The following is a 24900-nucleotide window of genomic DNA, read 5'->3' on the forward strand; positions in this document are numbered from 1 at the left end:
ATTGATATGGAACAGCAAGGCGGCGGATTCAAGGTCAATCGGCGAGAGGGTTAAAAGCAGCGACAAAATACCGCTGCATGAAATTTAGACATGAGGCAATTTTTGGCGATTATTTAAGCTTTTTGCCGTGTGCATGATCAATTTTTCTGCACAAGAAATAAACAGGAAAACCTCCGCGCTTTCCGAAAATCGAAAACATGCGAGTAATCCCAATCACTTATCGTGTGTTCGAGGGCTGGCACACTTCTTGCGATCTCCCTAACGCGCCGGCCGTGGGGCCGTTCCGCATTGATTTCGTCTGCGTCAGGGAGAGACCGCACATGATTACCAATTTGACTCACGCAATAGCCAAGCCGATCTCGCGTCGCAGCCTGATGGCCGCGGCAACGGGTCTGGCTCTGGGCCTGTCGGCATTTTCGCCGGCCAAAGCCGCAGACGACACCATCAAGGTCGGCGTTCTGCATTCGCTGTCGGGCACCATGGCGATTTCCGAGACCACGCTGAAAGACACCGTGCTGTTCATGATCGATCAGCAGAACAAGAAGGGCGGCGTGAACGGCAAGAAGCTCGAAGCCGTGGTGGTCGATCCCGCATCGAACTGGCCGCTGTTCGCCGAAAAGGCGCGCGAGCTGATCACCAAGGACAAGGTTGCCGTCGTGTTCGGCTGCTGGACCTCGGTGTCGCGCAAGTCGGTTCTCCCGGTGTTCAAGGAACTGAACAACATCCTGTTCTACCCCGTGCAGTATGAGGGCGAGGAGTCCGAGCGTAACGTGTTCTACACCGGCGCCGCTCCGAACCAGCAGGCGATCCCGGCCGTCGACTACCTGATGAAGGACGAGAAGGTGAAGCGCTGGGTGCTGGCCGGCACCGACTACGTCTATCCGCGCACCACCAACAAGATTCTCGAAGCCTACTTGAAGTCGAAGGGCGTCAAGCAGGAAGACATCATGATCAACTACACGCCATTTGGTCATAGCGACTGGCAGACGATCGTCGCCGACATCAAGAAGTTCGGCTCGGCCGGCAAGAAGACCGCCGTGGTCTCGACCATCAACGGCGATGCCAATGTTCCATTCTACAAGGAGCTCGGCAACCAGGGCATCAAGGCGACCGACATTCCGGTGGTTGCGTTCTCGGTGGGTGAAGAAGAACTCGCCGGCATCGACACCAAGCCGCTGCTCGGCCATCTCGCGGCCTGGAACTACTTCCAGTCGATCAAGAATCCTGAGAACGAGAAGTTCATCAAGGAATGGCAGGCCTTCACCAAGAATCCGAAGCGCGTGACCAACGACCCGATGGAAGCCACCGTGATCGGCTTCAACATGTGGGTGAAGGCGGTCGAGAAGGCCAAGTCGATCGAAGCCGACAAGGTCATCGATGCGCTGCCCGGCATCGAAGCCAAGAACCTGACCGGCGGTACCTCGAAGATGCTGCCGAACCACCACATCACCAAGCCGGTGTTCATTGGCGAGATCAAGGCCAATGGCCAGTTTGACGTGGTCTGGAAGACTCCGGCGCTGGTGGCTGGCGATGCATGGTCGAAGGAGCTCGACGGCTCCAAGGACCTGATCGGCGACTGGGTTGGCAAGAAGTGCGGCAACTTCAACACCAAGACCAACAAGTGCGGCGGTCAGGGTTCCTGATCTCGCTCTGAGGTTCTGTGTTCTCCATCATTGCGGGCATTTTCCGCCCGCACTGATGATCCTCCCGAGACTCTTCTGACACGAGACTCCCAAAACTGGAGAAGGCGGTGAATCCGTCGCCTTCTCTTTTTTCTTCGGCCGGGGTTTTCCAGTGACTGATCTCCTTTATCGTTTCCGCGCGATCGCTGTTGCATTTCTGCTGATTGTCGCGACCGCCATTCCGGCCTTTGCGGGTCCTTTCGAGGATGCCGTCGCCAAATTCGCCAATGATGATTTCTCCGACAGCGACGAAGCCGTGGGCATCATTGCCACCTCGGGCCATCCGCAGGCTTTCGCTGTGATCACCGCGCTGCAGGAAGGCCGGCTCTCCGCCGATCCCGACAGCAAGAAGGTTTATCTCACTGGCACCGACGGTAAGGTGACCGATGCTGCCACCGGCGAGGCCGTCGCTGAAGTACCGGCCAGCGCCGCCGCGGTGCGCCTCAACAATCGTCTTCGCCGCAACATCGAATCCGCACTGGGCGGACTCACGCTGATGTCGCCGGATCCCGCCAAGCGGATCGCGTCCGCACAGTCGGTGTTCAAGAGCCACGAGACCGCGATGCTGCCGGTGATCGAGACCGCGCTGGAGAAAGAAACCAACAAGGCCGCCAAGCAGGCCTTCACCGAGGCCCGTGCCGCGATCCTGCTCTATAAGGAAGACGCGACCGAGGCCGAGAAGATCGAATCCATCGCGATCATCAAGGGCCGCGGCGATCAGGACGCGCTGGCGCTGCTCACCAGCCTGCCGGCCGATCAGACCGTCGGCGTCGCGCGCAGCGCGGCCAGCGCCGTCACGGCGATCAACAGCCGGCAGACACTGTGGTCGATCGGCCAGAACGCTTGGTACGGCTTGTCGCTCGGCTCGGTTCTCTTGCTCGCTGCCATCGGCCTCGCCATCACCTTCGGCGTGATGGGCGTCATCAACATGGCACATGGCGAGATGGTGATGATCGGCGCCTATGTCACCTTCGTGGTGCAGGACGTGATCCGCACCAGCTATCCCGGCCTGTTCGACTACTCGCTGCTGATGGCGGTGCCGCTGGCCTTCATCGTCGCTGGTCTCCTCGGCATCGTCATCGAGCGCACCATTATCCGCTTCCTCTATGGCCGTCCGCTGGAAACGCTGCTGGCGACCTGGGGTCTGTCGCTGGTGCTGCAGCAGGCGGTGCGCACCATGTTTGGCCCGACCAATCGCGAGGTCGGCAATCCCTCATGGATGTCCGGCGCATTCGAGCTGGGTCAGCTCACGATCACCTACAACCGGCTCTGGATCCTGTGCTTCACGCTTGCCGTGTTTGCGATCCTGCTGGCGATGCTGCGCTACACCTCGATCGGACTCGAGATGCGCGCCGTCACCCAGAACCGCCGCATGGCCGCGTCCATGGGCATCGCAACCTCGCGCGTGGATGCGCTGACCTTCGGTCTCGGCTCCGGCATCGCGGGCATTGCCGGCGTGGCGCTGTCGCAGATCGACAACGTGTCGCCCAATCTCGGCCAGAGCTACATCATCGACAGTTTCATGGTCGTGGTGTTCGGCGGCGTCGGTAATCTGTGGGGCACGCTGGTCGGTGCATTCTCGCTCGGCATCGCCAACAAGTTCCTCGAGCCGGTCGCAGGCGCCGTGCTTGGCAAGATCGCCATCCTGGTGCTGATCATCCTGTTCATCCAGAAACGGCCGCGCGGTCTGTTCGCGCTCAAGGGCAGGGCGATCGAAGCATGAGGATGGCAACTACATTTCGCTTCGACGCGCTAGTGACGTCCCTTGTGGCGGGGGCCCCCCCCCCCCCCCCCCCCCCCCCCCGGGGGGGGGGGGGGGGGGGGGGGGGGGGGGGGGGGGGGGGGGGGGGCGCCCACCCCAAGCTCCGGCGCTTGCGGCTACCCCCCTCCCGGCGCTAACGCGCCACCCTCCCCCGCAAGGGGGGAGGGGACCATTGGCGCCGGTGCTAGCTACAATTGGGCATACTGCGGAGCCATCTCATGACGCCGCATTTCCTCACCCGAACGCTGGACCGCAGCGCCACGATCTTCCTGCTGATCGTCGCTGCCGTCGGCATCGTCATTCCGCTGTCGAATCTGTTGCTGCCCGCGGACTCGCCGCTGCAGGTGCCGACCTATCTGATGGCACTGTTCGGCAAATATGTCTGCTACGCCATCCTCGCGCTCTCGATCGATCTGATCTGGGGCTATTGCGGCATTCTCTCGCTCGGACACGGCGCCTTCTTCGCGCTCGGCGGCTATGCCATGGGCATGTATCTGATGCGCCAGATCGGCTCGCGCGGCGTCTATGGCAATCCGCTGCTGCCGGACTTCATGGTGTTCCTGAACTACAAGGCGCTGCCATGGTACTGGTACGGCTTCGACATGTTCTGGTTCGCGGCGGCGATGGTGCTGATCGCACCGGGCATCCTCGCTTTCGTGTTCGGCTGGCTCACCTTCCGTTCGCGCGTGTCGGGCGTGTATCTGTCGATTATTACCCAGGCCATGACCTATGCGCTGCTGCTGGCGTTCTTCCGCAACGATTTCGGTTTCGGTGGCAATAACGGCCTGACCGATTTCAAGGATATCCTCGGATTCAACGTGCAAGCCGACGGCACCCGGGCGGCGCTGTTTGCGCTGAGCTGTCTGGCGCTGATCGTCGGCTTCCTCGTCTGCCGCGCCATCGTCACCTCGAAACTCGGCAAAGTGCTGATCGCCATACGTGACGCGGAATCCCGCACAAGATTCTTGGGCTACCGCGTCGAATCCTACAAGCTGTTCGTGTTCACGCTGTCGGCCTGCATGGCCGGTGTTGCGGGTGCGCTCTATGTGCCGCAAGTCGGCATCATCAATCCCGGTGAATTCGCCCCGGCCAACTCCATCGAAGCCGTCATCTGGGTCGCGGTCGGCGGTCGTGGCACGCTGGTCGGTGCGGCGCTCGGCGCGGTCGTGGTCAACTACGCCAAGACGGTGTTCACGTCCGGCGCCCTTGCTCCCTACTGGCTGTTCATGCTGGGCGCGCTATTCATTCTTGTCACGTTGTTGCTGCCCAAGGGCATCATCGGCACCTTCAATGCGTGGTCGGAAAGCCGCAAAGCCAGCAATAGCGCGAATGCCGAGAGCGCTGCAGCGGAAGATGGCGTCACCAAACCTCATCTGGCGGAGAAGGCGTGATGACCGTGACTGAAACGCCAGCCCCCGTAACGCCGGCCTCCCACGCGCCCGCGGTGATCGATCCTGTGGTCGCGGCACGCGAGGCGGAAGCCCGTCAGAAGCGCATCACCTCCGCGCAGCTCTATCTCGACGGCGTCCACGTCTCGTTCGACGGCTTCCATGCCATCAACAATTTGTCGATGGTGCTCGCGCCCGGCGAGATGCGCGCCATTATCGGCCCCAATGGTGCCGGCAAGACCACGATGATGGACATCATCACCGGCAAGACAAAGCCGGACGAGGGCGACGTCTATTTCGACGGCATTCACGACCTGACGTTGCTGGATGAAACCAAGATCGCCGAGCTCGGCATCGGTCGCAAATTCCAGAAGCCGACGGTGTTCGAGAGCCAGACGATTTACGACAATCTCCTGCTGGCGCTGAATGTCGATCACAGCGTGCGCGGCACGCTGTTCTGGCGCGGCAGCCGGAGCGAGGCAGAGCGCATCGACAAGGTGCTTGAGACCATTCGCCTCACGGACTCGCGCGACCGTCTCGCCGGCAATCTCTCCCACGGCCAGAAACAGTGGCTCGAAATCGGCATGCTGCTGGCGCAGGATCCGAAGCTGCTGCTGGTGGATGAGCCGGTGGCCGGCATGACCGACGTCGAGACGCATCAGACCGCCGAACTGCTGAAAGCGATCAATCGCGACAACAAGACCGTGATGGTGGTCGAGCACGACATGACCTTCGTGCGCGAGCTCGGCGTCAAGGTGACATGTCTGCACGAAGGTACAGTGCTGGCTGAAGGCACCATCGACGATGTGTCGACCAATGACCGCGTGGTCGAAGTGTATTTGGGGCGGTGATGATGCAGCACTTCACCACACACGCCGTCATGCCCGGGCTTGTCCCGGGCATCCACGTCTTTTCTGCTAATACACAAGGCGTGGATGGCCGGGACAGGCCCGGCCATGACGGAGTAAAATCGCGAATGCCTGAGGCATCACCATGCTGAAAGTCGATAATATCAGCCTCTATTATGGTGCGGCGCAGGCGCTGCGCGGCGTCACTGTCTCGGCGGAGCCCGGCAAGGTCACCTGCGTGCTCGGCCGCAACGGCGTCGGCAAGACCTCGCTGCTGCGCGCCATGGTCGGCCAGCAGGCGATCTCGTCAGGCTCTATTACTTTCGACGGGCAGGACATCTCGACGCTGAAGCCGTTCGAGCGGGCGCGGCGCGGCATTTCCTTTGTTCCGCAGGGGCGCGAGATCTTTCCGTTGCTCACCGTGGAAGAGAACCTCAAGACCGGCTATGCGCCGCTGAAGCGCGCCGACCGCAACATTCCCGACGATGTGTTCTCGCTGTTTCCGGTGCTGAATTCGATGCTGGGGCGGCGCGGCGGCGATCTCTCCGGCGGCCAGCAGCAGCAGCTGGCCATCGGCCGTGCGCTGGTGATGCGGCCGAAACTCCTGCTGCTGGATGAGCCAACCGAAGGCATCCAGCCCTCGATCATCAAGGATATCGGCCGCGCGATTTCCTATCTGCGCTCGCTCGGCAATATCGCCATCGTCCTCGTGGAGCAGTATCTCGACTTTGCCTGCGAACTCGGCGACAACTTCGCCGTGATGGATCGCGGCGCGGTGAAATACACCTGCGACCGCAGCACGCTCGATCCCGCCGAGATCAGCCGCCAGATGGCGCTGTAGGGCCGGGTTCAAAGCCGGGGAGCGCATGCAGGCTGACAACACCACGCTGTCGTCATCGGCGATCTCATCGTCCTCGGCGATTTTTGCGGCCAACCGTGCCCGCGGTGCGGTCAAGTTCGACGTGCATCTGGCGGAGAGCAAGACGCGCCGCCGCCAGCTGCATGAATCCGGCTCGCTGCGCGTGCGCTTTCCGTCCCCCGAAGATCACGGCCTGTCTGCGATGTTCGTCAATACCGCCGGCGGTGCGGCAGGCGGCGACCGTTTCGATATCGACATCGCGGCCGGCGAAGGCACCAGCCTGACTGTGACGACCGCCGCCGCCGAGAAGGTCTATCGCTCCCATGGTCCCGCGGCCGAAATCAATATCGCGCTGAAGGCCGAGGCCGGCGCGCATCTGTCCTGGCTGCCGCAGGAAACCATCCTGTTCGACCAGGCCCGCACCATCAGGCGCATCGATATCGATCTGGCCGATCGCGCGACGCTTTTGCTTTGCGAGATCGTGGTGTTCGGTCGTGCGGCCATGGGTGAGGTGATGCAGACGGGGTCTTTCGTCGATCGCTGGCGCCTGCGTCGCGGTGGCAGGCTGGTGTTCGCGGAAAACGTGCGGCTGGATGGCGATATCGCCGCGAAACTGGCCCGGCCGGCAATCGGCAATGGCGCGGTGGCCATCGGCACGGCGCTGATCGTGCCCGGCGATGAAGCACTCATCGAGCGGCTACGCGAAGCCACGGATGGCGCTGGCGGTGAAGTTGGTATCTCCTGCTGGAACGGCTTTGCAATGGCCCGCTTCTGTGCACAAGATGCGGCCAAGCTGCGCGCCGACATGATGGCGGTGCTTGGACGATCAGGCGCGATGCTGCCGCGCATGTGGCTCAACTAAACCTATCAGAGTGTTCGCATGAATCTCTCCCCCCGCGAAAAAGACAAGCTCCTGATCTCGATGGCCGCCATCGTGGCGCGCCGCCGGCTGGAACGCGGCGTCAAGCTCAACCATCCCGAAGCCATCGCCATCATCTCCGATTTCATCGTCGAGGGTGCGCGCGACGGCCGCACCGTTGCCGAGCTGATGAAATCCGGCGCCGAGGTCATCACCCGCGCGCAATGCATGGATGGGATCGCCGAGATGATCCACGACATTCAGGTGGAAGCGACATTCCCCGACGGGACGAAGCTCGTCACGGTGCACGAACCGATCCGCTAGTTCAAACTCCGTCATGCCCGGGCTTGACCCGGGCATCCATTTTCAGCGCTCTAAGGCGTGGATGGCCAAGTCAAGCCCGGCCATGACACCGGGAAAATCGAGAGGTCACATGATCCCCGGCGAACTCTTCATCCAGGACGGCGAGATCGAGCTCAATGCCGGCCGCAAGACCGTCACGCTGACGGTGGCAAATTCCGGCGATCGGCCGATCCAGGTCGGCTCGCACTACCACTTTTTTGAAACCAATCCCGCGCTGAAATTCGACCGCAAGAAGGCCCGCGGCATGCGCCTTGACATCGCCGCAGGCACTGCGGTGCGTTTCGAGCCTGGCCAGACCCGCGACGTGCAACTGGTAGAACTCGCTGGCAAGCGCACGGTTTACGGCTTCCGCGGCGATGTGATGGGGAAGCTCTGAGCGCCTAGCCGCCGGCGCTGTCCATCATGAACGAGCGGAAGTATTGATCGATGGTCAGCGATATCAGGACGACCGAGACGAACAGAAGACAGCTGTACAATGACCAACGTCCGATATCGTCACGGAACGATCGGATGCCAAGGATCACGAACCAGATGCCCAGAGCGATGCTGAACCAGTTGAACCAGGTGACGAGGATCGCTTCAGCGGCGTCCAGTTCGGCAATGAAGCCATCCGGAAATCCGAGCCACATGACGCGGGTCATGTATAGCCAGAACGTCAGTGCGAACAGCAGGCATGCCGCAGCAAATGGATAGACGTTCTTCCATCTCACGATATCGGTCTCCGTCTCAGATCCCGACGCCGCGCGCCTTGCTGGGGTGCGCGAAGCTATGGAAGTCGCGGGTCACGCCGTCAATGAACGAAGGCGCAGGCAAGCGTACCGTCTATGGATTCCGCAGCGACGTAATGGTGAAGTTGTGATTGTTGGGAATGTGACGGCCGTAGTGCTCCCTCCCCCCTTGCGGGGGAGGGGCGGGGAGGGGGGTATGCTACATAACGAGGTCGGCGAGTTTCAGCGCGGTCGCGCCAAGGAACTGCGGCGCGTAATGACTCGCGCCGAGACCTTGCTGTGGCGACAGCTAAAGGCACATCGTCTGGCAAATTTGTTTTTTCGTCGACAAGCCCCGATGGGTGTTTACATTGCTGATTTCGTTTCCCATGCGAGCAAGCTCATTGTCGAAGTCGATGGTGAAAGCCATGATTTTGTAGAGCGCATCGCGCACGACGCGCGCCGCGACGCTTGGTTTGCCGCGCGTGGCTATCGCGTCCTTCGTTTCAGCAATGACGATGTCATGAAGAATCTCGAAGGTGTTGTCCTCGCGATCGGCGAGGCCGCGACCTGTGGCACACCCCCCTCCCTGACCCTCCCCCGCAAGGGGGGAGGGAATACTCCGGCCAATGGAGCGAAAACATGCCCGTGAAAATCAAACGCTCCGTCTATGCCGACATGTTCGGCCCGACCACCGGCGATCGCGTGCGACTCGCCGACACCGATCTGATCATCGAGGTGGAGAAGGACTTCACCATCTACGGCGAAGAGGTGAAGTTCGGCGGCGGCAAGGTGATCCGCGACGGCATGGGGCAGTCGCAGGCGACACGCGCGCAGGGCGCGGTCGATACCGTCATTACCAACGTGCTGATCGTCGATCACTGGGGCATCGTGAAGGCCGATGTGGCGCTCAAGGGCGGCATGGTCCACGCCATCGGCAAGGCCGGTAATCCCGATATCCAGCCGGGCGTGACCATCAATGTCGGTCCCGGCACCGATGTCATCGCGGGCGAGGGCAAGATCCTCACCGCCGGCGGCTTCGACAGCCATATCCATTTCATCTGCCCGCAGCAGATCGAACACGCGCTGATGTCCGGTGTCACGTCGATGTTAGGGGGCGGCACCGGCCCGTCGCACGGCACCTTCGCGACGACCTGTACGCCCGGTCCATGGCACATTGCGCGGATGATCCAGTCCTTCGATGCGTTCCCGGTCAATCTCGGCATTTCCGGCAAGGGCAATGCCTCGAAGCCCGCGCCGCTGGTGGAAATGATCAATGCCGGCGCCTGTGCGCTGAAGCTGCACGAGGACTGGGGCACCACGCCCGCCGCGATCGACAACTGCCTCAGCGTCGCCGACGACTACGACGTGCAGGTGATGCTGCACTCCGACACGCTGAACGAGTCTGGCTTCGTCGAGGACACCATCAAGGCCTTCAAGGGTCGTACCATCCACGCCTTCCACACCGAAGGTGCCGGCGGCGGCCATGCGCCCGATATCATCAAGGTCGCGGGCCTCAAGAACGTGTTGCCGTCATCGACCAATCCGACCCGGCCGTTCACGCGCAACACCATCGATGAGCATCTGGACATGCTGATGGTGTGCCACCATCTCGATCCCTCCATTGCGGAAGATCTGGCCTTTGCCGAAAGCCGCATCCGCAAGGAGACGATCGCCGCCGAAGATATTCTGCACGATCTCGGCGCACTCTCCATGATGTCGTCGGACAGTCAGGCCATGGGCCGGCTCGGCGAAGTGATCATCCGGACCTGGCAGACCGCCGACAAGATGAAGAAGCAGCGCGGCTCGCTGAAGGAAGACAAGGGCAACAACGACAATTTCCGCGTCAAGCGCTACATCGCCAAGTACACGATCAATCCGGCGATCGCGCATGGCGTGTCGAAGCTGATCGGCTCCGTGGAGAAGGGCAAGATGGCGGATCTGGTGCTGTGGTCGCCGGCGTTCTTTGGCGTCAAGCCGGATCTCGTCATCAAGGGCGGCTCGATCGTCGCGGCGCCAATGGGCGATCCGAACGCGTCCATTCCCACGCCGCAGCCGGTGCACTACCAGCCGATGTTCGGCGCCTTCGGCCGCGCGCTGACCCAGTCGTCGGTGGTGTTCACATCCGGTGCGGCGGTGGCCGGCGGTCTCGCCAAGAAGCTCGGCATTCAGAAGTCGCTCTATGCGGTGGAAAATGTCCGCGACGGCATCTCGAAGAAGAGCATGATCCATAACGGCGCGACGCCGAAGATCGAGGTGGACTCGGAGACCTATGAGGTGAGGGCGGATGGCGAGCTTTTGACCTGCGAGCCGGCGGAAGTGCTGCCGATGGCGCAGAGGTACTTTATGTATTGAGGTGCGCTATCGCTCGTCATTCCGGGGCGCCGAACCGGCGCCGCAGGCGACGGTCGGCGAACCCGGAATCTCGCGCTGGGGCACGACGGCACTTCACCATGTCGGGATTCCGGGCTCGCGTCGCTGGCTGCGCCTTCGACGCGCCCCGGAATGACGAGTAGAGGCGGTGAGATGAAAGGTGCCCCCCTTCCTCCCCCTCGCATTCCCCCCTAATGTCCGTCCCGGCATTCTTAGCCATAACAACAAACCGGGAGGACTCCCCTTGATCTACGTCGTTGCCACTTTGTCCGTGAAACCCGAAGCACGTGCCGAACTGATCGAAGCTGCCAAGGCTTGTATCGCCGAGACCCGCAAGGAAGCGGGCAATATCGCCTATGATCTGCACGAGAGCGTCACCGATCCGACCCGCATGGTGTTCGTCGAGCAGTGGGAGAATGCCGAGGCACTGGTGCCGCACCGGACGCAGGAACATATGAAGACCTTCGGCCGCGTCGCGGTGAAATGCTTCAGCGCGCCTCCGAAGATCGAAATCATCACCCCGGCTGACGTCGTGGTGCGTTAAACCAAACGAGAGATTCCATGATCCGCGCGACTGAGGTCAAAGGCCAATACAACTGGACAGAGGCGGCGGCAGACACCGTCGTTCTCGATTTCGACGATCGTCATCGTCGCCGCATGGCGATGACGGGGACGCGCGGACTGGAATTTCTGCTCGATCTCGAAAACGCCGTCGCCCTGCGGGGCGGCGACGCTTTGGTGCTGGAAGACGGCCGCTTGATCGAGGTGGTCGCAGCGCCGGAGCCGCTGATCGAAATCCGGGGTACCGATCCCGGCCATCTGGTGCGGCTCGCATGGCATCTCGGCAATCGCCATCTGCCGACGCAGATCATGGCCAAAGGGCTGCGCATCCGCAGCGACCATGTGATCGAGGAAATGGTCAAGGGCCTGGGCGCGCGCGTGATCGAGATCGACGCGCCGTTCGATCCCGAAGGCGGCGCCTATGCCGCTGCGCATGAGTCGGCAGGTCATGGACATCATGATCATGCTCATCACGAGCATGGACACAGTCACGACGATCATGGGCACAACCACCATGGCCACAGCCATGACGCGCACGGTCATGCCGGTCATGGCCATGACCAGCATGTCCATGACGAGCATTGCTGTCACGATCACGATCACGATCATCATCATGATCACGACAGCAAGCACGACCACCACGGTCACTCTCATGCTCATGACCACAAATAGACCGGCGGACAATAGTTCGCTGAACGACTCTCCCGCCTTGTCTGCCGACGAAGGCGCTGCGCTGTATCGGCTGATGACCTGGCTGTCGCCTGCTTTTCCTGTCGGCGCGTTTTCCTATTCCAGCGGTATCGAATGGGCGGTGGAAGCAGGCGACATCACCGATGCTGCCAGCCTGCAGGACTGGTTGTCGGCGATGCTGTCCGATGGCGCAGGGTTTTGCGATGGCGTGTTTTTCGCTCATGTGCACCGCGCAGCATCTGACGGCGACGACAAGGCATTGCGCGAGGTTGCCGAACTCGCCAGCGCCTTCGCGCCATCAAGGGAACGTCAGCTGGAGACCACCACGCAAGGCAAGGCCTTCATCGAGATCGCGCGCAATGCCTGGTCGCATGAGGGTATGGAGCGGCTGATCGGGATATGCGACAGCCCGATCGTCTATCCCGTTGCCGTCGGGCTTGTGAGCGCCGCCCATGGTGTGCCGCTCTCGGCAACCATGCATGGCTTTTTCCACGCGGTGGTCTCGAACTGGATTTCCGCTGGCGCGCGGCTGGTGCCGCTCGGCCAGACCGACAGCCAGCGCGTACTTGCAGCGCTGGAGCCCGTCGTCGTGACCACAGGCCATCGCGCTATGGCCGCATCCCTCGACGATCTCGGCGGCGCGACATTTCGCTCTGATATCGCCAGCATGCGTCACGAGACGCAATATACGCGGCTATTCAGGTCATGACGGCTCTAACTCAAATCACACACCAGACCCCTCATGGTCGCCTGAACGCAATCGCGTTCAGGCTGGAGGAGCGGGCCGTTTGGCGCGTGTCTCGAACCATGAGTTGCTTGGCACATTCTTCGAGACGCGGCGAAGCCGCCGCTCCTCAGGATGAGTGCCGTCGCTTCATCCTCAACCGAAAGCACCCCTGACATGTCCAGTTTTCACGGTCCGCTCCGCGTCGGCATTGGCGGTCCCGTCGGCTCCGGCAAGACCGCGCTGATGGATCTGCTGTGCAAGACCATGCGCGAGCGCTACGACATCGCGGCGATTACCAATGACATCTACACGAAGTGGGATGCCGAATATCTGGTGCGCTCGGGTTCGCTGACAGCGGATCGCATTGCTGGCGTCGAAACCGGCGGCTGTCCGCATACGGCGATCCGCGAGGACGCCTCGATGAACCTCGCCGCCGTTGCCGACATGCGCGTCAAGTTTCCCGATCTCGACATGGTGCTGATCGAATCCGGCGGTGACAACCTCGCGGCGACCTTCTCGCCGGAACTGGCCGATATCACTATTTACGTTATCGACGTTGCGGCCGGCGACAAGATCCCCTCCAAGGGGGGGCCGGGCATCACGCGCTCCGACCTGCTGGTGATCAACAAGATCGATCTGGCGCCCTATGTCGGAGCTTCGCTCGAGAAGATGGACGTCGACGCCAAACGGATGCGCGGGGTCAGGCCCTTCGTGATGACCAATATGAAGACGCAGGAAGGTCTCGACCGGATTATCTCATTCATTGAGAGCAAGGGCGGCCTCAAGGCCAAGGCAGTCGCCTGAGACTTGTGAATAAGGCCTCTGCCGTAGTTCTCACGAGCGGGCTTCGACTTGAGGCGTTCATATTGGGTTGGCTATAACGACGGGCTGGTCGATGCCCGTCGGCCAACGTGTCGTGTGATATTGCGTTAAGCCTGTTTTTCAAGATTTGTCCGGTCCGGAAATAATTTCCATCGGGCTGGAACCAAATTGTTCCGGCATGATTGGCATACTCCTGAGCCGCTGACCCGGCAGCAACGTCCTAATTTCCCGAGTATCCGTGTGGTCCGGCTTGGTTTCATCATCGCATTACTGGCACTGGTCGGAGCTCTGCTCTCCGGCCTTGCGGCCTATCGCGTGCATGACCAGGAGCTGGCGATCGAGAATATCGCGCTGGGCCGGGCCGTGGATATCCATGCCAGCCTGGTGCAGGAGCGTTTGACCGAGCGCGAATTGCTGGCCCGCGTCGCGGCCGGGCTGTTTCGTGCGCCGACGGTCATGAAGGCCAATATGCTGCAGCCGCTGCGGGCTTCGATCTACGCCTTCAAGACCGATTTCGCGATTGCCGCCTGGATCGCTCGCCTGCAGCCGAACGAATTCGCGGCCGCCAGCGCGGAGCTGGCCAGTGCTGGCTACCGCAATCCTACGATCCGCAGTTACAACGACGATCGCCTCGATGCCAGGGCGCTGGGGCAGCCGCTCGACGTGCTGATGGATGTGGAGCCGCGCAATTCCGTCACCGAAGGCTTTGCCGGTCGCGCCCTGAATTTCTCTCCCGTCACAGGTCCAACGCTGGTGCGCGCCGTGAACGAGGGCAAGCCGGTCGCCTCCAGCCCCACGCCGCTGCAACAGCCCGATGGACCGCTGGGATTGGTACTGGTGACGCCAGTTGTGCCCGAAGGCGATCCCGCGCCGGCCGGCTTCGTGTCGTTCTCCTATGAACTTGGACCGTTGATGCTGGCCAATGACGAGATGTCATTGTTCTCGGTGGCGCTGAAAGATCCGCGCGTCGCTGACGGCGAAATCGTCGCCGACGACGATGGCAGGGTAACGGCGCGCCCGCTGGTGGCGAATGGTCCTGCGCTGGCAGTCCTGCGCACGGTTTCGTTCGGCGGGCGTGACTGGTCGCTGGGCTATTATCCGAAGATCAATACCGAGCTGCGCGCGCAGCGTATCGCGATCATCGTCGGCGGGGTCGGCCTCGCGCTGACGGCCATCGTCTGCGGGCTGTTCGGCTATGTCTCCTACGCCAATCTGCGGCTGCGGCGCGAGGTGGAGATCCGCATCGGCTTCGAACGTCGCCTGACCGCCGTCATCGACGAGCTCAATCATCGCGTGAAGAACATTCTGGCGGTGATCCAGTCCATCGTGACACGCACGTTGCGTCACGGCTCCGATGTGGACAACGCGCGAGATCTCCTGATCGGTCGTATTCACGCGATGTCGAATGTCGTGTCGCTGCTGAGCGAGAGCCAGTGGCAGGGGGTGCAGCTCAAGGGCCTGTTCGAGGCGCGAGCGATCCCGCATGCCGACCGTATCGCACTGGAAGGTCCGGATATCATTGTCAGCGCGCGTGCCGCGCAGAGCCTGTCGCTGCTGTTCTTTGAACTGGCCTCGCATTCCGATGAAGGCCTGTCGTTGGTGGGCAAGCATCCGCACATTGTTGCGCATTGGGAGATTACGGGCAGTGAGCCGGATGGGCTGTTCAATTTCCGCTGGGAAGAGTTCAACACCAGCGAAGCAACGCGGCGGCCGGACAGCGATTTCGGTCTGGTGCTACTCGATCGCGTGGCGCCGGAAGCGCTGGGTGGTACGGCGAAGCGCTACTTCACCGATGTGTCCTACGTCTATGAACTGACGGCACCCGTCGAAACGGTGATCGACATGACCGAGCGCGACCGGACAGAAGCGCTGGCGAAGCCGATCAGATAATTGACCCCAACAAAAAAAGCCGGCGTTTCCGCCGGCTTTCGTATTCGTTGTATCCGCTGCGCCTGTTAGTGCGCAGCTTCCAGAGCGGCAGCTTCCGCCTTGGCGATGGTGCCCTTGACCGCGGTCTGCACCTTTTCAAAGGCACGGACTTCGATCTGACGGACACGCTCGCGCGAGACACCGAACTCCGAGGCGAGATCTTCCAGCGTCATCGGTTCATCGGCGAGGCGACGAGCCTCGAAGATGCGCCGTTCGCGCGGGTTGAGGACGCCGATGGCGCCGTTCAGCGCCTGACGGCGATGATCGAACTCCTCGTGCTCCGCCATGATGGTTTCCTGATTGGGCGAGTTGTCGACCAGCCAGTCCTGCCATTCGCCAGCTTCGCCGTCGTCACGGATCGGTGCGTTGAGCGACGCGTCGCCACCGAGGCGGCGGTTCATGTCGATCACGTCCTGTTCCGTCACGCCGAGACGCGTGGCGATCAGCTTCACCTGGTCGGGGCGAAGATCGCCTTCGTCCAGGGCGGAAATCTTGCTCTTCGCCTTACGCAGGTTGAAGAACAGCTTCTTCTGGTTCGCGGTGGTGCCCATCTTCACGAGCGACCACGAACGCAGGATGTACTCTTGAATCGAGGCCTTGATCCACCACATGGCGTAGGTGGCCAGGCGGAAGCCTTTCTCCGGCTCGAAGCGTTTCACAGCCTGCATCAGACCGACGTTGCCTTCCGAGACAACTTCGGAGATCGGCAGACCGTAGCCGCGATAGCCCATGGCGATCTTGGCGACGAGTCGCAGATGGCTGGTCACAAGGTGATGTGCCGCGTCGCGATCGTCGTGCTCGCGCCAACGCTTGGCAAACATATATTCCTGCTGAGGTTCCAACATCGGAAACTTGCGGATCTCGGCGAGGTAATGCGAGAGGCCGGATTCTCCATTGAGAACCGGAAGGGTAGCTGTACGGGCCATTATGATGCCCTCCAGTGGTTCAGACCCCCGATAGCGGCGGGCCAGGCAGCGAGCGCTTTGTTAAAGCCGCCCTGGCTGCGATGTTCCGCGTCTCATTTGACGCAGGTGCAACATACACCCTACTACAAGCGTATTGAAAGTGAATTCCCTGTCACGTTCCCGTGGGGCCAATATAAGCGTTTGGAAAGGCTTACTTTTTTATATGCATCTGCGTCATTCTGGCACGGCCATATGGGCTCTCAGAACCGCCAAATCGTGAGGAAGCTCGCTGGTCCACTCCAGAATCTCGCCCGTGCGAGGGTGCTCCAGAGCCAGCAAATAGGCGTGAAGCGCCTGCCGGTCGAGCGCTTCCAGCGCGGCGCGGCTCTTTACGCCCAGCGACGACGCCTTGGTCTTGAAATGCGAGCCATAGACCGAATCCCCCATCAGCGGATGCTGGATATGCGCCAGATGCACGCGGATCTGGTGCGTCCGGCCAGTCTCTAGCTGGCAGGCCAAGAGGGTCGCGATCGGCTTGCCGTGGCGATCCGGGAATTCCTGCAGCACTTCCCAATGGGTGACGGCATCGCGGCCGCCTTCGCGGACGGCCATTTTCTCGCGGGCATGGGGGTGCCGGTCGATCGGCGCTTCCACCGTGCCGCGCGGCCGGTTCGGAATGCCCCAGGCAAAGGCCATATAGCCGCGCCGCATCTCGTTGGTGCGGCCGTGATCGGCGAATTGCGCCGTCAGCGACGCATGGGCGGCGTCGTTCTTGGCGACCACCATCAATCCGGTGGTGTCCTTGTCCAGCCGGTGCACGATGCCCGGCCGCTTGACGCCGCCGATCCCCGACAAGGATGCCCCGCAATGGGCGATCAGCGCATTCACCAGCGTGCCGGTCTCATGGCCGGCGGCGGGATGCACGACCAGGCCCTTGGGCTTGTTGATGACGATGATGTCCTCGTCCTCGAACACAATATCGAGGGCGATATCCTCGCCTTCGGGCTCGGGCGCGATGGCCGGCGGGACGTCGATTGTGATCGTATCGCCGGCAGCGACATGATAAGCGGGGTCGCGCACGGGGGTGGGGTCCTGCGAAGACCGGGTGATCGTCACTTGGCCGGCGAGGATCAGCGCCTTCAGCCGCGACCGCGACAAAGCCGGGCTGCGCACGGCGAGCACGCGATCGAGCCGGGTCGAGCCTTCGTCGCCCTGCACCGTGACATCCAGCCGTTGATCGTTCATTCCGTAAAGCCTTACCTGACAGAAGCGTGTTGCTTCGAGAGCCGTGAATTAAGAGACGAGTGTTTGCATGACCCAGCCCGCCGCCGATAGCGCGCCCGAACCGACCCTTGAACAGGCCGCCATGATCGCGCGCGTCCGCCGCATGATGCTGATCGCGGGCCTGACCACCGCCTTGGGCGTCGGCGCGCTGCTCGTCGTGATCGGCTACCGCCTTTTCCGCACGGATGGAAGCACTGTGACGTCGGCGACGACCGCGACCCTGCCGAAAGGCGCCAAAATCCTCTCCACGGGGGTAGCCGGCGACCGGATCGTGCTGACGCTGGACGTCGGCGGCAGCACCGAAATCCGCACTTTCGACGCCAAGAACCTGAAACCCGCCGGGACGCTGAAATTCGCCAGCGAGCCCTAGATTTCGCCTGCGACCACTGAGTTTGCTTGGGGACCATAACCATGATGGGGGCAGGGGCCGCCAGCATCTTGCAGCCGCCGCCATTCCCGGCTATCCCCTCCCGCGCACGCTCCGTTCGTCTAACGGTTAGGACATGGCCCTCTCAAGGCTAAAATAAGGGTTCGATTCCCTTACGGAGCGCCACGCCTTTCGCGGAAGCCCCTTATAAGCAAGACGTTTTCGCAATTTCATTGACACTTCAAGCCCTTGTTGCGACAGTTTCGTCCTACATAGCGTCCTACATGGGTGCAGGGTGAGTGAGTATCTGACGAAGCGGAACGGGGTCTGGCACTATCAGCGGCGCGTGCCAGAGGAATATGCTGCCTTTGACACGCGGGTGCCCGTCAGGCTGACGACCGGCATAAAGGTCGTGGACGACAAGCGCGGACGCAAGGCGATTGAGATCGCCGAGCGTCTCAACCTCGACACCGAGGCGTACTGGCGCATGTGCGCTGGCGGTAACGCGGAGCAGGCGAAGCTCGATTACAACGCCGCCGTTAAACGCTCGCTGATCCTCGACCTTCCATATCTGCCGGCGGCTGCTATCGCCAAGGAAGCGCCGGTCGATCTCATTCGCCGGATTGACACGCTGGGCACCGGCGATCGGGTGCACGATCCCGACACCCGCGCTGCCGTGCTCGGAGCGATCGCGGCGCCGACGGTGAAGCTCTCTGCGCTCTATGAGGAATTCGATCTGGCGACGGCGACGGAGCGCCTCGGCTATTCGCCGCGGCAGCTGACGAAGTTCAAGGCCGCAAAAAAGCGGGCTATCGAAATCCTGATCGAGGTCGCCGGTGACGGCACGGTGAACGATCTGACGCGCGAGAAGATGCTGAAGCTGCGCGACCACTGGTCAAAGCGCGTGAAGGATCAGGGCATCCAGGTGCGGACCGCCAACAAGAACATCAGCCACATCACGCGCATGGTTCGCGAAGTGAGCATGCGGCACAATCTCGACAAGGAGGTCATCGTTGCTGGCCTGCGGCTGCGCGGCGGCAAGGATGGCAGCCGCAGTCCCTATCCGATTCCGTTCATCACCGGCGTAATCCTGCGGCCCGGCGCGCTCGATGACCTCAACGATCAGGCGCGGGCCGTGGTGCGCATTATGGTCAATACCGGCATGCGGCCGGTCGAGATCATCAATCTCACCCCCGGGTTCATCCTGCTCGATGCCGAGATTCCGCATGTGCGGGTGAAGCCGTTCGGCCGCGTCCTGAAATCGCAGGCCTCGGAGCGCGATGTGCCGCTGGTCGGCATCTCGCTCGATGCGATGCGCGAATTCCCCAACGGCTTCGCGCAATATGCTGACAACGGCGACACGCTCTCCGCGACCGTGAACAAGTATTTCGAAGAGAACGGCATGTGGCTGTCGAAGATGCACACGCTTTATTCGCTGCGACATAGTCTCAAGGACCGGCTGCGCAACGTTGAATGCCCCGACGAGCTCACCGACGAACTGATGGGTCATGCGAGCGGAAAGCCGAAATACGGTGATGGTCACGGCCTCAAGCTAAAACTTAAATATTTGCAGATGATCGCGTTGGCGCCGGCCGACGCAGAAGCGGCTTGTCGGAACGTCGCATAAAACTAAGGGGCAAGTCGCCAGTGGCAACTTGATCAGCTCGCTATTCAGTAAGTTGCTCAACGCTACCGACCGGTTCGACCAAATCCAAAACGTCAGTCGGCGCTACAAGACTTAACCCTTCACTGTAAGTTTTCACCAACTGCCTTCTTGGCTCGTCAAATGAAATGGTGCCGATGAGTACAGCAGCGGCCACGCGAGGTTGTCTCTTCACGAGCCAGAGGTAGTTCGCGCGGGCGAACATCACGACAGCCTTCCGCAAGGCGTAATCTTCGCCTTGGTGGCAGCGTTTATTACCGACCGTAACTCCAAGCACATTAAGGCAATAACCGAGATATTTTGCATTAGCGTAGTTTGGAATCCGGTGAATACTTTTGACCTCCTCATACAGCAGTCGGCGAACTTTGAAGAGTATGATCTTGCGAGTTTCGCTGCGATCAAAGTTTGAAATTCTGCTCCAAATCGCACTGTATTGAATTGACCAGCCCTCAAAATCTTTGTCTTCAGCGAAGCGGCATGTCCAATGATCTTGAAAATCATCTGCGCTATCCTGTCATAGTAATCATCATTCCATTTGTAACTCTCGTCATGTCTCCGCATGCGCGTCCTTTGGACACCTACTGCCTGCATGGCATCGATTGCATCATTGATGAAGCCGATGGCAGCGTTCACGCGTCCGCGGATGTCGTTTCGTTCTTGCGGATCAATTGGCTCAGATATCCGCCGCGTCCGGCAAGCGATGCCGTCCAAACTTCTCAGCGAGCAGATCAATGAGAACTCTTATTTTTCGCGCAAGATGTTGGCCTGGCGGGCGCACAACATAGACGCCCACGGGGGGAAGTTTAAAACGCGGCATCACCCGCATCAAAGCGCCGGACGTCACCCAGCGTTCCGCAATCGTATTCGGTAGGGCGGCGATGCCAATGCCGGCCGCTGTTGCCTCTGCGATCGCGATCGCGCTATCCGTCTTGAAACGACCTTGTGGATGGATCGGGAACGTCTTGTTCCCGAGGCTGAACTTCCAGCTTTCTGTTCCTATCATGATGGCCTGATGACCGAGGACGTCAGCCGGCTCTTCTGGAACGCCGTGCTCGCTCACGTAGTCTGGACTGGCATAGAGACCTACCGAAAATTCGCCGATGCGACGCGCAACGAGATTTGAGTCAGGCAGATAGCCGACGCGTATCCCGCAATCGAACCCTTCTCCAGCCAAATCGACGTAACGGTCGTTGTAGCGCGTATGGATTTGAAGTCGCGAATGGCGACGGGCGAGCTCGGCGAGCGCTGCCGCGAAGTGCGTCGGCCCGAACGACGCCGGAGCCGCCACCCGCAGAAGCCCACGCAACTCGCCCTCCGGCGAGATCTCCTCTCTGGCAAGATCCATCTCCGTGCACACGCGGGCGGCGCGCTCGCGAAACGCTACTCCCGCCTCGGTGAGGGCGGCGCCGCGAGTGGTTCGTGCGAGAAGTTGGACTCCCAATTCGGATTCCAGACGGAGTAGCCGCCGGCTAACGATGGACTTCGCAACGCCCAGACGACGCGCCGCAGAGGAGACACCACCAGAGTCCGCAACCTCCACGAAGGTCTTCAGGTCTTCCATTTCCATAAGTCTCGTTCCCCAAAAAGCGACACAGCGTATCACGGGGTGCCGCTATTACGCAAAAGCAGGAACGATACATTCTTTAAACAGGGTGAGACTTACGTACCCGGATGGGTGGGTAATACCGAAGAACGTAAGAAAGGATTTCGTCATGAAGACGATCAAACTCAACGCAGGCGACAAACGGGGTGATTGGAAACGTGGCTTCGCAGTCGAAATCCTTTACCCGGGGCTGGCGGTGAACGCCGGCGACAGCGGCATCGGTGCCATCGGCCGCATCGATCGAGCGAGAGTCCATCCAGGGCACATCATCCGCATGCATCCCCACCGCGACGATGAAATTCTGACTTATAGCCGAAAAGGCGTAACGCTCCACCGCGACAGCGTCGGCAACGAAGAGGACGTCACCGCCACCCGACTGATGATGATGAATGCGGGTCACACGTTCCAGCACGAAGAGGAGATGCTCGGACCCGATATCACCGAGGCCCTGCGTCCCCGCGTGCGCGATCTCGAGCCGAAGGTCCAGTTTCACGACTTTGATGACGCCTACAGCATCAATGCTTGGCGCCTTCTGGCAGCTCCTGAGGGCGCTCCGCTGGAGGTCCGAGCGCAAGCGTGGGTGCAGGATGTCCGCCTGTCCAAAGGGGCAAGCTTGCCTCTTCCAGAGATTCAAGCCGCTGGCGCCGTCCGCCTGCTGTATGTCTACGATGGAGAGGTCAGCATAGACAGCTTGAGCTTGCGGGCGGGCGAAAGCGTTTACCTCGAGGGAGGCGATAGGATAGTCAACGCGACGACCCCGTCGGACCTGGTTCTTTTTACCACCGACCCGTCGGCGCCGGTGTTCAAAGGCGGCATGTTCAGCGGAAACATCTAGATGGCTTAGCGCCATCGCCGAAGATGACACGTGCGACGTGTGCCATTGGACGTGTGCGCGCAATCCTGCGAGCACGTTATCTAGAGGTCCACAATGAACGACTGATCTTTCCAGCCTATTGAAGCGCGTGCGTCTCTTGGAAGACGAACTAGCCGTCCGAAATCTCGCCGCCCGTTTCGCAGATGCCGTCAACCAGCGCGACTTGGATGCTTTCGACAACTTTGGGCCGTCGATAGGACTTGGAGATCGGCGCGCCGTTCTCATTGAAAGCTCAAGGTGCGGACGCCATCGTTAGAATGTTGGACGATTATTCCGGCCGAAGATGCTGTTTTTTCAGCTTACGCATTCGGGTGTCGTGCCCTTAACGGGCGACAACACGGCGACTCGTCGGTTCGCTGAGCGAGAGAAGCGCAAGGACGAGGCGGATTATTACGAAAACCTTGCAGTCTATCATGACGAGTATGTGCGCTTGCCGGAGGGATGACGATTTCGAAAATGATTCTACGAGCATCGCTTCCTAGATCTCGCGAATTTTTTGGGCCAGGTCGTGCCGATCACGGTTCATCCAAAGGCTACTGTCGGGCCGACTGAGGCGGGCTGATTGCGTATTCCTGAACAAGTGTCGCCGCGCTAATCGCCGCCGTCGCCCGATTTGGTGGGATCGATGAAGACTCGTCGCCGAGGCTGCCGCGATTAGTTGAGCAGACGATTCGCGCGCAGACGGGAAACGGCCAGATCGGCAAAGCACCTGACTTTGGCGGACGCGTGCCGCCCTTCTGGATGCAGGACGTGTGCGGCGAGCGGTGCCTCTTCGTGGATAGCAAGCACGATCTGCAGGGGGCCATCAAGCAAGGCCGGACCAATCCGATCATGAGCACCCGTGTCAGCGCCGCCTGCGAAAGCCCAGATCTCCTTGATCAGCCGGTAATTAAGCTCGCGATTAAATCTGCGGGTAAGAAAGGCCTCTATCTGGTCACGGCCGTTTAGAAATTCTGCCCGATTTCGCCAGCGGGTATCCGATGTGTAGGCGAGGGCAACTTTAGCAGGATCACGGCTATTTCAGCCGTCCTCAGCCAAGCGAACCTTTCGATGGCACTCTGTCGGTGGAATGGTGGAAGTGGTGGACGGGTCATCTCGCTTCTCCTCGGGAATCAATTGACGATAAATGTAGGCGGCTGCGCAGGACAATGAGGCCATCGGGGGCGATGCTGACCGTCGCATAGCGATAGTGGGGACCTGCGCGCGGGGCCGACATAGAAATCTCGGAGCGCGGTGCCGAAAAAGCCTGAATAGGCATTGCAAGGCCGACCGTCGCCAGCAACGGCGGGAACAAGAGGCGTTTCATAGTTTGTTGAGGCGTGGATCATGAGTTCGCCCCTGCCGGAGAACCTGGCCGCATCGGGACCATTTTTAATCCGCGTAATGCGGAAAGGACTATTCCTCTCAGTGCAAGACCGGGCGTGTTCAAGAGGACGCGACGGAGGCTGACGTTCCGCGATGAGGGACGGTGAGTCACGAAATCGATGGCTAGTGGTGCGCCGACGGAAACGACATGTTCGGCCGGTCGAACGAAACGGCATCAGATTTCAACACCACCCGTCATCGAAAGGAACAGACCATGTCATACGATCGTCTCACCGCCGACAACGCAGCAGTGCTCTTTGTCGACCATCAGACTGGACTTGCCAACGGAGTGCAGACCCAGAGCCCGCCAGAATTCATCAATAATGTGAAGGCGCTTGTCACGATTGCGCAGATCTACAAGCTGCCCACGGTGATCACCACCAGTGCCGCCGATGGCCCGAATGGCCCGATCATGCCGGTGGTCGCACAAGGACTTCCGAATGCCACTGTCGTGCACCGCCCTGGGCAGATCAACGCCTTCGACAACGAGGAATTTGTGGCAGCGGTGAAGAAGACCGGTCGCAAGAAGCTTCTGATCGCTGGAATTTCCACTGAAGTATGTGTCGCATTCGCCGCTTTGTCGGCGCGCCAAGCTGGGTACGACGTCTACGCAGTGCTGGACGCGTCGGGCACCTGGGATAAGCGGGTCGAAGACGCGGCCATTGCGCGCATGGTCCAGGTCGGGGTGACCCCAATCACTTGGGTCGCCGTTGGCGCCGAACTGCTAGGGAGCTGGGCTTCTCCCACGGGCGAAGCGCATGCGAAGCTGATGGGCGACCATCTGCCGTTCTCGGCCAACAATATGGCCGGCTTCTTGGCCGCCAAGGGCCAGAAGTAGGCCTTGAGTTTTGATCCGAAATGGATGCCGGCCGTTCTAGGCCGGCATCCATTTGTCCGGCACATTGTTGCGGCACACGTAACGACGAACTGTCGATCGCGGACCTTTTCAACCCAAACAAACATCGGCCTTGCGGCCACGCTGGGAATTCAACTGGCACCGGCTCCCGCTGGATCGCCGAAGCAAGCGCGGTCCTTGCGCTCTGGGCCAGGAGTGTTCTGATTGCTGGCCTAGCTGCCTTGTTCAGGTGCAGGATGCGCGAGGCCCAACCTGGCAGGAAAGCCGCTAGGACCTCGATCCGCTCCGATTCGCATAAGTTTGATTATGGAGAGAGCCCGCAGGTAAAGAGAGCTCGCTCGAGCCTTAGCTGCCGTCGCCGCAGCAGAGATGCGTTTTGCCGCTGCGGTTTTTGGCGCAAAGCGGACTTCGTC

General features: G+C 60.8%; 26 protein-coding genes, 1 tRNA gene and 1 pseudogene. 21 read left to right on the top strand and 7 right to left on the bottom strand.

Going from position 1 to position 24900, the window contains the following annotated elements; genetic code table 11:
* The first annotated feature begins 320 nt into the window (after positions 1-320).
* The 8 genes from urtA to AB8B20_RS27700 all read left to right on the top strand — a co-directional run bounded on the left by urtA (position 321) and on the right by AB8B20_RS27700 (position 8137).
* Positions 321-1643, top strand: a complete 1323-nt coding sequence (urtA, locus tag AB8B20_RS27665; RefSeq protein WP_068733926.1) for an urea ABC transporter substrate-binding protein — start codon at positions 321-323, stop codon at positions 1641-1643.
* Between the two features lie 151 nt (positions 1644-1794).
* The gene (urtB, locus tag AB8B20_RS27670) at positions 1795-3405 is read left to right on the top strand and encodes an urea ABC transporter permease subunit UrtB (RefSeq protein WP_439073892.1); all 1611 of its coding nucleotides are present in this window, start codon (positions 1795-1797) and stop codon (positions 3403-3405) included.
* Between the two features lie 257 nt (positions 3406-3662).
* Entirely contained in the window at positions 3663-4835 is a 1173-nt protein-coding gene (gene urtC / locus AB8B20_RS27675) for an urea ABC transporter permease subunit UrtC (RefSeq protein WP_439073891.1), read from the top strand.
* Positions 4835-5683 carry an urea ABC transporter ATP-binding protein UrtD gene (gene urtD / locus AB8B20_RS27680; protein WP_439073890.1) on the top strand — a complete coding sequence of 283 codons (849 nt, stop codon included), beginning with the start codon at positions 4835-4837 and terminating at the stop codon, positions 5681-5683. The genes urtC and urtD overlap by 1 nt, the downstream gene beginning before the upstream one ends.
* Before the next feature lie 142 nt (positions 5684-5825).
* A complete protein-coding gene (urtE, locus tag AB8B20_RS27685; RefSeq protein ID WP_068733931.1) occupies positions 5826-6521 on the top strand; it encodes an urea ABC transporter ATP-binding subunit UrtE in 696 nt (231 codons plus the stop codon).
* 25 nt (positions 6522-6546) lie between these two features.
* Positions 6547-7401, top strand: coding sequence for an urease accessory protein UreD (locus tag AB8B20_RS27690; protein ID WP_439073889.1), 855 nt, complete (start codon positions 6547-6549; stop codon positions 7399-7401).
* A gap of 18 nt (positions 7402-7419) precedes the next feature.
* On the top strand, positions 7420-7722 hold the full coding sequence (locus tag AB8B20_RS27695) for an urease subunit gamma (protein WP_068733936.1): 303 nt from the start codon (positions 7420-7422) through the stop codon (positions 7720-7722).
* A gap of 109 nt (positions 7723-7831) precedes the next feature.
* Complete coding sequence (locus tag AB8B20_RS27700) at positions 7832-8137, top strand: urease subunit beta (RefSeq protein WP_116663917.1); 306 nt, start codon at positions 7832-7834, stop codon at positions 8135-8137.
* A 4-nt stretch (positions 8138-8141) separates the two neighbouring features.
* Here the strand turns inward: AB8B20_RS27700 and AB8B20_RS27705 are convergent, their stop codons facing one another.
* Positions 8142-8471 (bottom strand): hypothetical protein, encoded by a 330-nt coding sequence (locus AB8B20_RS27705; protein ID WP_439073888.1) that lies wholly within the window; start codon positions 8469-8471, stop codon positions 8142-8144.
* A 214-nt stretch (positions 8472-8685) separates the two neighbouring features.
* Here AB8B20_RS27705 and AB8B20_RS27710 point away from each other — a divergent pair, with 214 nt between their 5' ends.
* The 7 genes from AB8B20_RS27710 to AB8B20_RS27740 all read left to right on the top strand — a co-directional run bounded on the left by AB8B20_RS27710 (position 8686) and on the right by AB8B20_RS27740 (position 15531).
* Positions 8686-9120 (top strand): endonuclease domain-containing protein, encoded by a 435-nt coding sequence (locus tag AB8B20_RS27710; protein ID WP_439073887.1) that lies wholly within the window; start codon positions 8686-8688, stop codon positions 9118-9120.
* Entirely contained in the window at positions 9111-10823 is a 1713-nt protein-coding gene (gene ureC / locus AB8B20_RS27715; RefSeq protein ID WP_068733942.1) for an urease subunit alpha, read from the top strand. The genes AB8B20_RS27710 and ureC overlap by 10 nt, the downstream gene beginning before the upstream one ends.
* A 262-nt stretch (positions 10824-11085) precedes the next feature.
* The gene (locus AB8B20_RS27720) at positions 11086-11385 is read left to right on the top strand and encodes a putative quinol monooxygenase (RefSeq protein WP_068733944.1); all 300 of its coding nucleotides are present in this window, start codon (positions 11086-11088) and stop codon (positions 11383-11385) included.
* Between the two features lie 17 nt (positions 11386-11402).
* The gene (locus tag AB8B20_RS27725; RefSeq protein WP_439073886.1) at positions 11403-12074 is read left to right on the top strand and encodes an urease accessory protein UreE; all 672 of its coding nucleotides are present in this window, start codon (positions 11403-11405) and stop codon (positions 12072-12074) included.
* Positions 12055-12801: an urease accessory protein UreF gene (locus AB8B20_RS27730; RefSeq protein ID WP_439074069.1), complete on the top strand. Its 747-nt coding sequence runs from the start codon at positions 12055-12057 to the stop codon at positions 12799-12801. Before AB8B20_RS27725 ends, AB8B20_RS27730 begins: the two co-directional genes overlap by 20 nt.
* 192 nt (positions 12802-12993) lie before the next feature.
* Complete coding sequence (gene ureG, locus AB8B20_RS27735; protein ID WP_068733948.1) at positions 12994-13623, top strand: urease accessory protein UreG; 630 nt, start codon at positions 12994-12996, stop codon at positions 13621-13623.
* Between the two features lie 258 nt (positions 13624-13881).
* The gene (locus AB8B20_RS27740; protein ID WP_439073885.1) at positions 13882-15531 is read left to right on the top strand and encodes a CHASE domain-containing protein; all 1650 of its coding nucleotides are present in this window, start codon (positions 13882-13884) and stop codon (positions 15529-15531) included.
* 65 nt (positions 15532-15596) lie between these two features.
* Here AB8B20_RS27740 and rpoH read toward each other — a convergent pair whose 3' ends face one another.
* Positions 15597-16496: an RNA polymerase sigma factor RpoH gene (gene rpoH, locus AB8B20_RS27745; protein WP_089261507.1), complete on the bottom strand. Its 900-nt coding sequence runs from the start codon at positions 16494-16496 to the stop codon at positions 15597-15599.
* 213 nt (positions 16497-16709) lie between these two features.
* Positions 16710-17720 carry an RluA family pseudouridine synthase gene (locus AB8B20_RS27750; RefSeq protein WP_175366979.1) on the bottom strand — a complete coding sequence of 337 codons (1011 nt, stop codon included), beginning with the start codon at positions 17718-17720 and terminating at the stop codon, positions 16710-16712.
* 67 nt (positions 17721-17787) lie between these two features.
* On the opposite strand from AB8B20_RS27750, the gene AB8B20_RS27755 reads away from it, so the two are divergent.
* The 3 genes from AB8B20_RS27755 to AB8B20_RS27765 all read left to right on the top strand — a co-directional run bounded on the left by AB8B20_RS27755 (position 17788) and on the right by AB8B20_RS27765 (position 19753).
* The gene (locus AB8B20_RS27755; protein ID WP_439073884.1) at positions 17788-18129 is read left to right on the top strand and encodes a hypothetical protein; all 342 of its coding nucleotides are present in this window, start codon (positions 17788-17790) and stop codon (positions 18127-18129) included.
* Positions 18130-18237: 108 nt separating this feature from the next.
* A tRNA-Glu gene (locus AB8B20_RS27760) sits at positions 18238-18312 on the top strand.
* 109 nt (positions 18313-18421) lie between these two features.
* Positions 18422-19753: a molecular chaperone gene (locus AB8B20_RS27765; protein ID WP_439073883.1), complete on the top strand. Its 1332-nt coding sequence runs from the start codon at positions 18422-18424 to the stop codon at positions 19751-19753.
* 40 nt (positions 19754-19793) lie between these two features.
* Here the strand turns inward: AB8B20_RS27765 and AB8B20_RS27770 are convergent, their stop codons facing one another.
* The 3 genes from AB8B20_RS27770 to AB8B20_RS27780 are packed head-to-tail and all read right to left on the bottom strand — an operon-like array spanning position 19794 to position 21356.
* Complete coding sequence (locus tag AB8B20_RS27770; RefSeq protein ID WP_439073882.1) at positions 19794-19997, bottom strand: hypothetical protein; 204 nt, start codon at positions 19995-19997, stop codon at positions 19794-19796.
* Entirely contained in the window at positions 19994-20422 is a 429-nt protein-coding gene (locus tag AB8B20_RS27775) for a hypothetical protein (RefSeq protein ID WP_439073881.1), read from the bottom strand. The genes AB8B20_RS27770 and AB8B20_RS27775 overlap by 4 nt, the downstream gene beginning before the upstream one ends.
* Positions 20423-20462: 40 nt before the next feature.
* Positions 20463-21356: a LysR family transcriptional regulator gene (locus AB8B20_RS27780; protein WP_439073880.1), complete on the bottom strand. Its 894-nt coding sequence runs from the start codon at positions 21354-21356 to the stop codon at positions 20463-20465.
* 145 nt (positions 21357-21501) lie between these two features.
* On the opposite strand from AB8B20_RS27780, the gene AB8B20_RS27785 reads away from it, so the two are divergent.
* Positions 21502-22227 (top strand): pirin family protein, encoded by a 726-nt coding sequence (locus tag AB8B20_RS27785; protein ID WP_439073879.1) that lies wholly within the window; start codon positions 21502-21504, stop codon positions 22225-22227.
* Between the two features lie 765 nt (positions 22228-22992).
* Positions 22993-23214 carry a hypothetical protein gene (locus AB8B20_RS27790; protein WP_439074080.1) on the top strand — a complete coding sequence of 74 codons (222 nt, stop codon included), beginning with the start codon at positions 22993-22995 and terminating at the stop codon, positions 23212-23214.
* Here the strand turns inward: AB8B20_RS27790 and AB8B20_RS27795 are convergent.
* Positions 23119-23360: pseudogene (locus AB8B20_RS27795) on the bottom strand (DUF1348 family protein); the annotation flags it as partial. The gene AB8B20_RS27790 and the pseudogene AB8B20_RS27795 sit on opposite strands and share 96 nt — an antisense overlap.
* A gap of 485 nt (positions 23361-23845) precedes the next feature.
* On the opposite strand from AB8B20_RS27795, the gene AB8B20_RS27800 reads away from it, so the two are divergent.
* A complete protein-coding gene (locus AB8B20_RS27800) occupies positions 23846-24469 on the top strand; it encodes an isochorismatase family protein (protein ID WP_439073878.1) in 624 nt (207 codons plus the stop codon).
* The last annotated feature ends 431 nt before the right edge of the window (positions 24470-24900 follow it).

It is taken from the genome of Tardiphaga sp. 866_E4_N1_4 (assembly GCF_052076075.1).
In the GTDB taxonomy this organism is placed as follows: domain Bacteria; phylum Pseudomonadota; class Alphaproteobacteria; order Rhizobiales; family Xanthobacteraceae; genus Tardiphaga; species Tardiphaga robiniae.